Origin of the sequence: Bifidobacterium choerinum (genome assembly GCF_002761235.1) — a bacterium.
Classification (GTDB): domain Bacteria; phylum Actinomycetota; class Actinomycetes; order Actinomycetales; family Bifidobacteriaceae; genus Bifidobacterium; species Bifidobacterium choerinum.
In genome coordinates this window covers 468,625-481,503 of the sequence record NZ_CP018044.1, presented here as the reverse complement: position 1 = coordinate 481,503, position 12,879 = coordinate 468,625, and the positions used below count along the sequence as shown (strand labels likewise).

The window sequence follows — 12,879 nt, the reverse complement described above, 5'->3', positions numbered from 1 at the left end:
TCTCTGCGTTCGCCGCGCTCAGCGCGCGTCCGTCCCGTCGTCGGTCGCATATCCCTGCGCCTGCCCGGACTGCGCGCCGAGCTGCTTGTGGTAGATCGCCCAGTATCTGCCGTGCTTGGCGACGAGTTCCTCATGGGTGCCGCGTTCGACGATGTGGCCATGCTCGAGCACGAGGATGAGGTCGCTGTCCTTGATCGACGAGATGCGGTGCGCGATCGTCACGATCGTCTTGTCGCCGTCGAGTTCGTTGAGATGCTGCCGGATCTTCGCCTCCGTCTCCATGTCGACGGCGCTCGTCGTATCGTCCATGATCAGGATCGACGGGTCGTCGGCGATCGCGCGCGCGAGGCTCAGCCGCTGCTTCTGACCGCCGGACAGGCCGACGCCGCGCTCGCCGACGACGGTGTCGTAGCCTTCGGGCATCCGCTCGATGAAGTCGTCGGCGCCGGCGATGAACGCGATGTGCCGGATGTACTCGGGCGACGGCGTGTGCGCGCCGTCGACGCCGAAGCTGATGTTGCCGCCGATCGTGTCGGAGAACAGGAACGTGTCCTGCGCGACGACGCTCACCTGCGAGCGCAATGTGCGCAGCGGCCAATCGCGCGCGTCGACGCCGTCGATGAGGACGCGCCCGCGCGTCGGGTCGTAGAAGCGCGCGATCATGTTGACGAGCGTCGATTTGCCGGCGCCGGTCTCGCCGAGGATGCCGAGGCGCGCGCCGGCCGGGATCGCGAAGTCGATGTCGGTCAGGATCGGCGTCTCCGGGTCGTCGGGGAACGCGAAGTCGACGTGTTCGAAGCGGATCGCGCCGTCGATATGGTCGGGCATCGCCGCCATGCGCGTCGTCGTACGTTCGGCGGACGCGACGGGCGCAACGGACGCAACGGACGCGTCATCGTGGTCGGCGGGCTGCGGCTCCCGGATGCGCGGCGTCGCCGTGAGCAGACGGCGGATCTTGACGCAGGAGGCGTTGAAGCGCTGCCAGTTGTTGACGAGCCAGCCGGACTGGCGGATCGGGGAGTCGATCATCCACAGATACGAGTTGAAGGCGACGAGGCCGCCGAGCGTCATGTTGCCCTTGAGCACGAGGAAGCCGCCGAGCGCGATCGTGATCAGCTGCAGCGAGAAGCCGAGGCCGTCGAGCCACGGCATGTAGCGGCGCGTGTTGCGCGCCATGTCCATGTTGCGCTCCATGTAGTCGTCGTTGCGTTCGTCGAACTTCTCCGTCTCGTAGTCCTCGCGGACGAAGGCCTTGACGACGCGGTTGCCTTCGATGTTCTCCTCGACCATCGAATTCATCGATGCGAGCGAATTGCGGATCGCGAGGAACAGCGGCTTCGCATGCTGCGACAGCTTGCGCGTGAGCACGAACAGGAACGGCGTGACGCAGGCGAGCGCCAACGCGAGCCGCCAGTCGATCGACGTCATCATGACGAGCGCACCGACGAACATGACGACGCAGTTGATCGCCTGATAGCTCACCCAGCTGAGCAGATGGCGGATCGCGTCGGTGTCCGACGTCATGCGGCTCATGATGTCGCCGGTGCGCGTGTGGTTGAAGTAGTTGAAGTCGAGCGTGTGCAGCTTCTCGTATTCGTCGCTGACGAGACGGAAGACGGTGTTCTGCCCGAAGCGCTCCATCCACATCGCGTTGCCGTAGTAGGCGGCGTCGCGCACGACTGTGACGACGATCATCAGGATGCATAGCTTGGCGAGCAGCTGCAGCTGATGCTGTTCGATGACCTGGTCGACGATGCGCGCCGAGATCAGCGGCGTGACCAGCGCCATCGCCGCGCTGACGGCGTACAGCGTCAGGCCGCCGACGGCGCGCGGCAGGTCGGGCTTGCAGTAGGCCATGAGCCAGCGGAGGTTGCCGGCGTGCTCGTTGTGTTTCGGATCGACGTACATCGGTGGTGTTCATAGCTCCTGTGCGCTGTGGTTCACCGGCACGGATGGATGGTGCATTCGGCGGTAACGGTCATCCTGCATTATTGACAGCTGTAGGAACTTAAGCAAACCGGCGCCGGCGCCGGCGTGTCGGTGGCGGTCTGAGGGCGTCGGCGCGGCGAAAGTGGTCGTGCTTCCCCCGCGTTTTCCTCGCGTGGCACAGCATGGTCAGACGTAAACAACGCATGTGCATAATGGAATGGACGAGGATGGCCGGCCATGACGACCTTGGCCATGCGCTTGAACGAGGAAGAAGACGAGGAAGGCGACGGCGATGACTGGCGTAGTGGAGCGAATGCTGGGTGGCGAGGAACGCATCGCGGGTCGTCTGATTCCCGACGCATCCGGAAGGTTCGTCTGGGGCAACGGCGTCGTCACGATGGTGTTCGAGGCGTCGGCGGACGCGCCGGTGCGGCTCGTCGGCCTGTCGGGACGCGGCATGCGCCAGGTGGACGCGAACATTCCGGGCGAGCCCGACGCGCAGCCGATCGTCGAACTGCGCTCGTCGGTCGACGGCGGCGGCGACAACCGTCTGCAGCTCGCCGCATCGGCCGCCGGCCTCAAACTGCGCTTCGTCAAGGCGGTGCTCGTCTCGCCGCCGATGGACGAAAGCATGCGCAGCGGCCCGAACGCCAAGCCGATGGACGCGCTCGCGATCGTGCAGCGCGACCCGAACGGCGACGGCCCGCTCGTCATCTCCGTCTTCAAGACGCGCACCGGCCTGAGTGCCGTGCGCACCTACACGATGCTGCACGACGACGACGAATACCCGGTCGAGGCCGTCTCGTCGATGAACGTGACGCTGCCGCTCGCGGCCGCCCGTCTCGACGACGCGCAGACGCTCATCTACTCCGGCGAAAGCTCCTGGGACCTCGAGAATGCGTGGAGCTGCCAGCCGCTGCGCTCGACGCCGCTGCGCGACCGCGACCAGCAGATCAATCCGGGCATGTCGTCGGCGCGGTTCGCGCGCAGCTCGTCGTCGACGTGGTCGACCGGCGAATACCAGCCGGCCGGCATCGTCGAAGGCTACAGCGAGGACGCGGGCGCCCGTCCGTTCTCCTTCATGTGGCAGATCGAGCACAACGGCGCATGGGAATGGGAGATCGGCGAGGACGACCCCGGCATCCGCGTGAGCGCCTACGGCCCCGAATACCGCGACCATCAGTGGTTCACGATGCTCGGCGATGGCAATGACTTCGTCTCGGTGCCCGTCTCCTTCGCGATCTGCGGCGGCGACTGGCAGCGCGCCGTCGCCGAGATGACGGTGCACCGCCGCGCGCTGCGCCGCCACCACGCGGCCATTCAGGGCCGTTCCGACGTCTTCGACGACTCGCTGCTGCGCGTCGTCTACAACGACTATATGAACACGCTGTGGGGCGACCCGACGATCGAGAAGGAGCTGCCGCTCGTCGAAGGCGCCTCGAAGGTCGGCGCCGACGTCTTCTGCATCGACGCCGGCTGGTACGACGACGAGGACGGCGGCTGGTGGGACATGGTCGGCGAATGGCAGCCCTCCTGCGACCGTTTCGGCACGATGCGCCTCGCCGGTCTCATCCACGACATCCAGGCCCACGGCATGATCGCCGGCCTGTGGCTCGAACCGGAGGTCGTCGGCGTGCGTTCGCCACTCGCCAAGGAGCTGCCCGACGACGCGTTCTTCTGCCGCCACGGCCGCCGCATCGCCGATCAGGGACGCTACCATCTCGACTTCCGCTCGCAGGCCGCGCGCGACCATGCGAGCGCCGCCGTCGACCGGCTCATCGACGAATTCGGCATCGGCTACTTCAAATTCGACTACAACACGACGCCCGGCGTCGGCACCGACGTGAACGTCGACTCGGTCGGCGAGGGACTGCTCGAGCATTGCCGCGCCGTGCAGGACTGGATCGACGACGTGCGCCGCCGCCACCCCGACGTCATCATCGAGAACTGCGGATCCGGCGCGATGCGCGCCGACTACGCGATGCTCGGCAGGCTCGACCTGCAGTCGACCTCCGATCAGGCCGATCCGCTCGTCTACGCGGCGATCGCCGCCGGCGCCGGTATGACGGTGCTGCCCGAACAGCAGGGCAACTGGGGCTACGCGCAGGAGGAGATGGACGACGAGACCGCCGTCTTCACGCTGACCGCAGGCATCCTCGGACGTCTGTACCTGTCCGGCTTCATCAACCGCATGGACCCGATGCGCCTCACGCTCGTGCGCGACGCCGTCACCCTGCATCGCGCGGTGCTCGACGAACAAGGCCGTCTGATGCCGTGGTGGCCTTACGAGCTGCCCGGATTCAAGGACTCGTGGCTCGCCTATGGGCTACGGCACGATGCACGGATCTCGAAGGACCTGTTCCCCGATGTCGCCGATATCATCGACGACCACGGCCACTGTGAATACCTTGCCGTGTGGCGGCGCAGCGGCGTCGAATCGATGTATCTGACACTTGGCGAAGGCGCGCATATCACGCAGGTCTTCCCCGACCCGGCACATCCGGAGCATGCGCCGAACGCACAGCCATGGACGATTGAACAGGTCGATCCGCAGACGGTGTGTCTGACGGCCGCGAACCTGGACGTGCCGTCGGCGCGCATCTTCGCGGTGACCTACGGCGACGACGCCGACGCGGCGAAGGAGGCCGAGAAGGCATGAGCAGGAAGCACCGTGACCGCAACTGGGCGCCGGCGCCCGAGGCATTGCCCGCGGACGCGCGGGTCGTCGACAACCACACGCACGTCGCATCGGTCGTGCCGTTTTCCGAGGCGATGAGCCACGAGGCGCAGGAGCGCGGGCAGGATCCGGTGCCCGTCTACAGCGTCGACGAACTGCTGCGCCAGGCGGCCGACGTCGGCGTCGAAGGCGTCATCGACTGCGGCTGCGAACTGCCGGACCTGATGACGGCCGTCGACATGGCGAGGGAACACCCGGGCAGCGTGCATGCGGCCATCGCGATCCATCCGAACGAATCGGTGCTCCACGGCCACCGCGGCGCGCCCGGTCCGGACGGGCTGCCGGTGCGTTACAAGCCGTGGCACGATGTCGGCATCGACGACGCGATCGCCGAAGTGCACCGCATCGCCGTAGCCTATCCGAAGCAGGTCGTCGCGATCGGCGAAACCGGCATGGATCTGTTCCGTACCGGCGAAAGCGCGAAGGAGCTGCAGCGCGACGCGTTCCGCGCGCATATCGCGCTCGCGAAGGAACTCGACCTGCCGATGCAGATCCATGACCGCGACGCGCACCGCGACGTCATCGAAACGCTGCTTGCCGACGGCGCGCCGCGCAGGACCGTCTTCCACAGCTATTCGGGCGACGCCGAGATGGCGAGGATCGCGCGCGAACACGGATGGTATCTGTCGCTTTCCGGCACGTCGAGCTACAAAGGCAACGACGGCATCCGCGAATCGGCGAGGATCGTGGGCCTCGACCACGTCATGGTCGAGACGGACGCGCCGTATCTGACGCCGATGCCGTATCGCGGAAGGACGAATGCGCCGTATATGATTCCATACACATTGCATTCCCTTGCCCGATATCTGCAGATGTCGGTCGAGGACGTCGCGAGGGCGACGCGGGCCACGACCCGCGAGGTATACGGCGTCTGAACAACGGCGGCGCGTCGCCGTGCGCCGTGTCCCGCGCATCGGTGCGCGGCGGCGCCGGCGGCGGATTGTAGGCGTCGCCGTGGACCGTACGGGCGCCGGTGTGCTGTAAGCAAAGGTAGTGTTGGGGCGCCGGCGCGGCGCGATATCGTTCCCTATTGCATATTTTGCAAGTGCGGATCCGCGCGGCTGAAGGAATGCGAGCAAGGACGGGGCGAACCCGGTGATGCGGGCGGCTGGATCCTGCTCGTGAAAGGAACCGTGATGGCTGAAAGGCCGGATGACAACGGCGAGGACACGCTGCTCAAGCGCGCCGCGCAGTATACGAAGGCTCCGAAGGTCTCGCACAAGGTGCTGACCAAGCAGGAGCGCGAGGAGATCCTCAAGGAGCACAGGCTCAAGCAGGCGCAGGCCGAGCGTCTGGAATCGACGAGCACGTCGGGCCCCATCGGACGTGCATGGCGCAAACTCCAATCGAGCCCCGACAAGGTCTCGCTCGCTATGGCGCTCGTCGCGCTCGGCGTCGTGTACGGCGACATCGGCACGTCGCCGCTCTACACGATGCAGACCTTCCTCTACGGGCGCGGAGGCATGGCGAACACGACCGACGGATCGGTCATCGGCATGCTGTCGCTCGTGTTCTGGTCGATGACGCTCGTCACGACGGTCGAATACGTGCTCATCTGCATGCGCGCGGACAACCACGGCGAAGGAGGCATCCTCGCGCTCTATTCGCGCCTGCGCCGCTACGGCAAATGGCTCGCCGTGCCGGCGATGATCGGCGGCGCCGCGTTCCTGGCGGATTCGGTGCTCACGCCGGCGATGTCGATCAGCTCGGCCGTCGAAGGCCTGACGACGCTGCCGGGGCTGGAACGGCTCTTCGAGGAGAACACCGGGCTCACCGAGATGATCGCCCTCGTCATCCTGGTGTGTGTGTTCGCGGTCCAGTCGCGCGGCACCGAGAGCATCGGCCGCGTCTTCGGTTCGATCGTGCTCGTCTGGTTCCTGTTCATCGGCGTCGTGGGACTGGTGAACATGTCCAACGACTGGAGCGTGCTGCGCGCGCTCAACCCGGTGCATGGCGTCGCGTTCCTGTTCAGCGGGCAGAACGTCGCCGGCATCGCGCTGATGGGCACCGTCTTCCTGTCCATCACCGGCGCCGAGGCGCTGTACTCGGACATGGGCCATGTGGGGCGCGGCAACATCTACCTGACGTGGCCTTTCGTCAACCTCTCCCTCGTGCTGTGCTATTTCGGCCAGGGCGCGTGGATCATGGACCATGCCGGTGACGCCGCCTACATGAAGTCGGTGCCGAACCCGTTCTTCGCGATGATGACGCCGGGCGTGCGCGGCGTGGCCGTCGTGCTTTCGGTGGTCGCCGGCATCATCGCCTCGCAGGCGCTCATCTCCGGCGCGTTCACGATCGTCTCGGAGGCGACCGGCCTCAACTGGATGCCGCATATGCAGGTGCGCTATCCGTCGCGTACGCGCGGGCAGCTGTACATTCCGATGATCAACGCCGTGCTGTGCGTCTCGACGGTGTCCGTGCTGCTGATCTTCCATGATTCCGAACACATCGCCGCCGCCTACGGTCTGGCGCTCACCGTCACGATGATCATGACCTCGGTGCTCGTGACCGTCTATCTGTGGCATCTGCGCTCCCGGTTCGCGGCCGTGCTGTTCGCGATCGTGTTCCCGTCGATCATGGTCATGTTCTTCGTCGCGTCGATGGCGAAGTTCCTGCACGGCGGCTGGTTCACGATGATGCTCATGCTCGCGATCCTCGGCGTCATGTACACATGGGACCAGGGCACGATGCTCGAACGCGCGCAGCGGCGCCATATGAGCCCCAAGGAATGCCTTCCGGTGCTCCAACGGCTGCATGAGGACGCGACGGTGCCGTACTATTCGGACAACATCGTCTACCTGACGAGCGATCAGGAGATGTGCCGCTTCGACACGGACATCTTCTTCTCGATCTTCGCGAACCACCCGAAGCGAGCGCGCGCATGGTGGGCCGTCTCCGTGGAGACCGCCGACGAGCCGTTCACGCGCGAATACTCGGTGGAGACCTTCGGCACCGATTACGTGTTCCGTGTGCGCATGCGCCTCGGCTTCAAGGTCTCGCAGTCGATCCCGGCGTACCTGCATCAGATCATGCACGACCTGCTGCGCTCGGGCGAACTGCCGAAGCAGACGACGCACTATCCGAAGGTGGATGCCGATCCCGAGATCGGACCGATCCGTTACGTGCTGATCCATAAGGAGCTCATGCCCGAATCGAAGGTGTCATCCGGCGGGGCGATGGCGCTGCGCGTCAAGTACGCGATCCGTCATGTGGCCGGCTCGCCGATCAAATGGTTCGGCCTGGCGCCGTACGACCCGGTCACCGAGGTGCAGCCGCTCTTCCTGTCCACGGTGCGCCCGCCGCGCCTCAAGCGCATCATGTGACGTCCGCGACGGCGTGTCGGCGGCCGGCAGGTCCGGCCGCCGACACCGGCCGCAACGGCGTCCCCCGGGCGGTTTTGAGGCCGCTAGAAGTACGATCAATAGCGAAAATGCGAGAAAAGCGCGCATCGGCAACAGACAGCGGTTACAGTAACGTCTCATGTGCAGATTGCTTGGATACGCCACGAACGATGTCAACGCGAGCCTTCATCAGGTGCTTGGCATGCGCGAGTGCGCCGCGTTCCGCGATCTGAGCGTCATCCACAATGACGGCTGGGGCGCCGCGCTCATCACCGAACCGGCGGCCGCGGCGCATGTGACCGACGGCGGCGCGCCGTCCCCGGAGACCGGATCGGCGCTGTACCGCAACACGATCGCCGCCCACTACGACCCGATCTTCGACGAACTGGCGTCAGTCGGCGCACGCAGCGCGCTGTTCCATCTGCGGCTCGCCAGCTCCAACCTGCCGCTCATCCTCGAAAACCAGCATCCGTTCTTCGCGAACGGGCTGAGCTTCATCCACAACGGCGACATCTCCGACGCGCAGGGCCGCAACATCACGGCGAACCGTTCGTATCCGATCGACCACAGCCTCGTGCAGGAGACCGGCGGCCGTTCCGACTCGGCGATCTACTTCGCGACGGCGCTGCAATACCTGGGCGTCGGCTACGAACTCGAGGAGGCGCTCGCGCAGGCCGTCAAGGAGCTGCGCGCCGCGTATCCGGACAGCAGCTACAACTGCATGATCCAAAGCAAGGACACGTTCATCGCGTTGCGCGCCGAGAGCGGCAAGCCGACACGCCAAGGCGTCGTGGACGTCTACGCGCGCCATGGGCGCGCCGACGAAGCCGAGGACTACGCGGTGCTGCGCTACCGCGACCTCGGCGGCACGGTGGACGGCGCTGCGATGCGCGGCGTCGTCGTGACGAGCTCCGGCTATGCGCAGCCGGAGTCGGAAGGCTGGCGCGAGCTCGGCAACAACCGGATGATCGTCGCGTCCAACCGCACCGGCGCCTACCGCATCCGTTCGATCTGAACGTCGTTCCACCGGGATAATGCGCCTGCGGCGCTACGATGGCGGTATGACCGGAACGATTCCCACACTTGAGCAGATCGACGCGCTACACCGCAAGGTCGCGCCGTCGCAGGCCGCATACGATCTCATCCACACCCATTGCGTCATCGTCGCCGACATCACGCGCCGCCTCGCGCATCGGCAGAACGCGTTGTTCATGCGCCGCTGCACGTTGCCTGACGCGCGCGCCGAACAGACCGACGTGCCGCCGACCGACGGCATCGCCGGCGGCCTCGTGCCGCCGCGGTACATCGACGTCGACACGGCGGTGCGCGGCGCGATGGTGCATGACATCGGCACCTATCTGGTGCTCCGGGAGAACGGCGCGGACGGCGGTCCGCTCAAGTTCGGCGACAACTACATCGAACACGGACTGCTCGGCTACCGGCTGCTGCTCGACGAAGGCGTCGACGAGTCGATCGCGCAGTTCGCGCGCAACCACACCGGCGTCGGGCTCACCAGGGAGGCGGTCGAACGGCAGCATCTGCCGCTGCCGCCGGACGACTACGTGCCGGTCAACCTCGAACAGGAGATCGTCATGGTCGCCGACAAATACAACAGCAAATCGATGCCGCCGCGTTTCCTGACGGCCGCGACCTACGCGCGCAAGGCGGCGCGCTTCGGCGAAGCCAACCGCGACGAATGGCTCGGGCTCGTGCGCAAATATGGTGAGCCGCCGGTCGCCGAACTCGCCGCGCACTACCATCAGAAGCTGACCTGAGCGCGGCGGCTGTCTGGGCGGCGCGACGCCGTGATATACGAATTGCCCGGAGGATCGCGGAGGATCCTCCGGGCAATTCTCGCCGTCATGGCGACGCCGTGTCGCGCCGCTCAGCGCAGATCGATCGTCTCGTCGAGGTGGGCGGCGACCTGCGGGTCGGCGGTGACGACGATGACGGTGCGCGCCTTCGCGTCCGTGTGCAGTTGCGCACGAAGCAGATCGAGGATCGTCGCCGCGTCCGCGTCGTCGAGCCTGGCCGTCGGCTCGTCGGCGATGACGATGTCCGGATCGTTCGCGATCGCGCGGGCGACGGCCACGCGCGCCGCGTCGACGGCGTCGAGATCGCGTACACGGGTGCGCGAACGGTCGGCTGTTTCGATCGCGGCGGCGTCATCAGCGCAGTCGCCGGCGTCGTCGGTGTCCGCGGCGCCGAAGCCGACCGCGCGCAGCAGGTCCTGCGCGACGACCGGGATCGGCTTGAGGAAGTTGCGGCCGGACGCGTCCATCGTGTAGATGAGGTTGTCGGCGGCGCTCAGCTCGAGGCGCAGCGGCCACATCGCGAGGATCGCGCCGATGCGGTGCCCGCGCAGTTCGAGCGGGCTGAGTTCGGCGAAGGACGTCGTCTTCGTGAGCACGCGGCCGCGCGTCGGTGTCAGGAAGCCGGTGAGCATCGCGACGAGCGTGTTGTGGCGGCGGTCGTCGTCACGGTCCACGAGGATGGCGTAGCTGCGGCCGGCCTCGCAGCGCAGCGTCAGATCGTCCCAGATGTGTTCGCCGGTCTTGCGGTCGTCGACGCCGACGCCGTCGAAGGCGAGCATCGGGTAAGCGCGGAACACGGCGTCGTCGGCGTCGCGCGAGCCGTGACGGATCTCCTGGTCGAGCGTCGCCGACACCGATGCGGACAGCGTCGCCGCGTCGCCGTCGGTCGCGTCGTCGGCGGTGCCGGCGTCTGCATCGTCGGTGGTGGCGTCGTTGTCGTCTGCATCGTCGTCGGGGGAGGCGGCGAGGTCCTCGGCGAGTTCCTCGACGCCGCTTGTGCCGTCGATCGCGATGCTCGGCGCGTCGTCGTAGTCGATCGTGTAGGTGACGCTGAGCGCGTCGTCGGAGACCGCGGTCGGGTCGGTCGCGGAGGCCTCGGTTGCGCAGGCGGCATCCGTGTCAGTGACCGCAGTCGCGTCGGAAGATGCGGCCGCCGTGTTGTCATCGGTCGGCATCGCATCGGCTGGGGTGGTTGTCGCATCGTCGGCGGTCGGCGTCGCGGCGGTATCCGTCACAGCCTCGTCGGCGTCCTGCGCCGGCGTCGTCGTATGTTCGTCGGTCATGCCTGCTCCTTCTTCGTCGACGTTGCATCCGTCGTCGATGTCGTGTCCGCTGTCGACTCCGCGTCCTTCGTCGACTCCGCCTCGTCGTCCGTATCGCTGTGGCCGATCGCGTCGTCGTCGCCTTCGTCCGTGTCGTTTTCGGAGGCCTTCGCGTCGTCATGCGCAAGATACGGCGACGCGAACAGCTGCGCGGTCGGGAACGCGGCGACGCGCACGCCGGCGATCGCCGCGAGCACAAGGCAGCCGGCGGCGCTTATCCAGATGAGGTTCCACACGAGCGCGGCCGGAAGCGTGAAGCTGTGGCCGTCGACGAAGTTGCCGGCGAGCGGATTCGCCGTGCAGCAGCCGATGATCAGGCCGATCGCGGCGCCGAGCAGCGTCGGCCACAGGATCTCGTTCATGAACTGCCATGCGAGGCGCCCCTTCGTGACGCCCACCTGCAGCGCGAAGCCGATCTCCTCGCGCCGCGGCAGCGCCTGCAGCAGCGTGAGCGCGAGCAGCAGCGCGCCGCCGATCGACCACAGCAGGATCAGCGTCAGCCGCATGGTCGAGGCGAGCGAGTCGAGCGGCTCGAGCGAACGCTCGTACTGGTCGATCGTCGGAGAGGAGAGCCGGTAGCCGCTCGGTAGTTTGACGTCCTTGACCGCCTGCTTGAAGGCCTCGTACTGCTCGACGCCCTGGAACATGAAGACGACGTTGACGTCGGGGCGCTGCCAGCCGGAGGCATCGAGCGGGTCGAGGTCGTCGGCGGCGAAGGAATAGTAGGTTGTGTAGAGCACGTTGTCCGGCACGTCCTTCGCGAAGGGCGCGGCGCCCTCGGCCGGTGCCGTGTACTCGTACAGGCCGCACACCGTGTACGTGTAGGTCGTCTTCGCGTCCTTCGCGTTGCCGAGCGTGACCTCGTCGCCGACCTTGATGCCGTTCTTGTCGGCGAGCGCCTTCGACATGATGAGGTCGTGCCGGGTGACGTCCTCGTAGCCGAGACCCTTGCCGTCCACGATCCGGTAGGTGCCGTAGCTGTTCGCCGGGACGGCCTGCTCGCTGAGGAAGGACTGGAGCGTGAAGTCGCCGCCGGTCTCGTCGGCGCCTGCATCCGGCTGCTGCGCGCCGGCGACCGGCTTGAGCTTGTCGCCGCCGCGCACCGGCACCGAGTCGATGAGCGTGTAGCCGAAGGTCGCGTTCTTCTCGTTGGCGGCGGCGCCGATGCCGTTGTAGTCGTCCCACGTCATGTAGTTCTTCGTCGAATCGGCGTTGTCGCCCTGCGCCCGCGCCTTGCTCAGGTCGCTTGGCGTGAAGACGCCGAGCGGCGTCAATTGGTCGTAGCGCGCGCCATGCGCTTCGTCGTACTCGTGCAGCACGGCCACGCCGAAGGCCGACCAGAGGGTGACCAGCAGGCTGACGACGATCGTCAGTACGGTCCTCCAAGGGTGACGGCGCAGCGCGGACCATGCGTTCTTCGCAACGAACATCCGTTGTCTCCCGTTGATTGTTCCCGATGTGCGCGTTCCGGGGATCGCGCACGTTCACTACCGTGATTGTATCTAGCAAGGCGGTCTGAACGATGCCTGAATGGCCACGGCTTCGCGCACGGTGAGCGTCGCGGCGAACCGACAGTCGCCGTCACATCCGAGCGCGCCGTCGTGGCGTGTCATGACGTGTTGCGTTGCGACGTGCCGTGGCGTGCTCGGTCGTCGCCGCGGACACCGGTTATCCACATTCGTCGGCGCATTGTGGATGACACGCCCGTTCTCCACTTATCCACAGTTTTTCCGATG

8 protein-coding genes are annotated in these 12,879 nt (G+C 66.5%); 5 read left to right on the top strand and 3 right to left on the bottom strand.

Translation table 11 applies throughout. The features are described from left to right. Window positions 1-18 precede the first annotated feature (18 nt). A complete protein-coding gene (locus tag BcFMB_RS01850) occupies window positions 19-1,908 on the bottom strand; it encodes an ABC transporter ATP-binding protein (protein ID WP_099720893.1) in 1,890 nt (629 codons plus the stop codon). A gap of 313 nt (window positions 1,909-2,221) precedes the next feature. Here BcFMB_RS01850 and BcFMB_RS01845 point away from each other — a divergent pair, with 313 nt between their 5' ends. The 5 genes from BcFMB_RS01845 to BcFMB_RS01825 all read left to right on the top strand — a co-directional run bounded on the left by BcFMB_RS01845 (window position 2,222) and on the right by BcFMB_RS01825 (window position 9,782). Beyond that, window positions 2,222-4,588, top strand: a complete 2,367-nt coding sequence (locus BcFMB_RS01845) for a beta-L-arabinopyranosidase (protein ID WP_099720892.1) — start codon at window positions 2,222-2,224, stop codon at window positions 4,586-4,588. Continuing rightward, window positions 4,585-5,541, top strand: coding sequence for a TatD family hydrolase (locus tag BcFMB_RS01840; RefSeq protein WP_024541574.1), 957 nt, complete (start codon window positions 4,585-4,587; stop codon window positions 5,539-5,541). The genes BcFMB_RS01845 and BcFMB_RS01840 overlap by 4 nt, the downstream gene beginning before the upstream one ends. A 261-nt stretch (window positions 5,542-5,802) precedes the next feature. Next, window positions 5,803-7,989, top strand: a complete 2,187-nt coding sequence (locus tag BcFMB_RS01835) for a KUP/HAK/KT family potassium transporter (protein WP_024541575.1) — start codon at window positions 5,803-5,805, stop codon at window positions 7,987-7,989. Between the two features lie 157 nt (window positions 7,990-8,146). Next, a complete protein-coding gene (locus tag BcFMB_RS01830) occupies window positions 8,147-9,022 on the top strand; it encodes a class II glutamine amidotransferase (protein ID WP_099720891.1) in 876 nt (291 codons plus the stop codon). A gap of 46 nt (window positions 9,023-9,068) precedes the next feature. Beyond that, window positions 9,069-9,782, top strand: a complete 714-nt coding sequence (locus BcFMB_RS01825) for an HD domain-containing protein (RefSeq protein WP_099720890.1) — start codon at window positions 9,069-9,071, stop codon at window positions 9,780-9,782. 110 nt (window positions 9,783-9,892) lie between these two features. On the opposite strand, the gene BcFMB_RS01820 is transcribed toward BcFMB_RS01825, so the two are convergent. Both BcFMB_RS01820 and BcFMB_RS01815 read right to left on the bottom strand, forming a co-directional pair. Then, window positions 9,893-11,104 (bottom strand): ATP-binding cassette domain-containing protein, encoded by a 1,212-nt coding sequence (locus BcFMB_RS01820; protein WP_099720889.1) that lies wholly within the window; start codon window positions 11,102-11,104, stop codon window positions 9,893-9,895. Beyond that, window positions 11,101-12,573: an ABC transporter permease gene (locus BcFMB_RS01815; protein ID WP_099720888.1), complete on the bottom strand. Its 1,473-nt coding sequence runs from the start codon at window positions 12,571-12,573 to the stop codon at window positions 11,101-11,103. Before BcFMB_RS01815 ends, BcFMB_RS01820 begins: the two co-directional genes overlap by 4 nt. Window positions 12,574-12,879: the final 306 nt, after the last annotated feature.

Excerpts from the sequence above, each read along its gene's own strand:
- BcFMB_RS01850 (WP_099720893.1), bottom strand. The coding sequence starts at position 1,908 with ATGTACGTCGATCCGAAACACAACGAGCACGCCGGCAACCTCCGCTGG.
- BcFMB_RS01845 (WP_099720892.1), top strand. The coding sequence starts at position 2,222 with ATGACTGGCGTAGTGGAGCGAATGCTGGGTGGCGAGGAACGCATCGCG.
- BcFMB_RS01840 (WP_024541574.1), top strand. The coding sequence starts at position 4,585 with ATGAGCAGGAAGCACCGTGACCGCAACTGGGCGCCGGCGCCCGAGGCA.
- BcFMB_RS01835 (WP_024541575.1), top strand. The coding sequence starts at position 5,803 with ATGGCTGAAAGGCCGGATGACAACGGCGAGGACACGCTGCTCAAGCGC.
- BcFMB_RS01830 (WP_099720891.1), top strand. The coding sequence starts at position 8,147 with ATGTGCAGATTGCTTGGATACGCCACGAACGATGTCAACGCGAGCCTT.
- BcFMB_RS01825 (WP_099720890.1), top strand. The coding sequence starts at position 9,069 with ATGACCGGAACGATTCCCACACTTGAGCAGATCGACGCGCTACACCGC.
- BcFMB_RS01820 (WP_099720889.1), bottom strand. The coding sequence starts at position 11,104 with ATGACCGACGAACATACGACGACGCCGGCGCAGGACGCCGACGAGGCT.
- BcFMB_RS01815 (WP_099720888.1), bottom strand. The coding sequence starts at position 12,573 with ATGTTCGTTGCGAAGAACGCATGGTCCGCGCTGCGCCGTCACCCTTGG.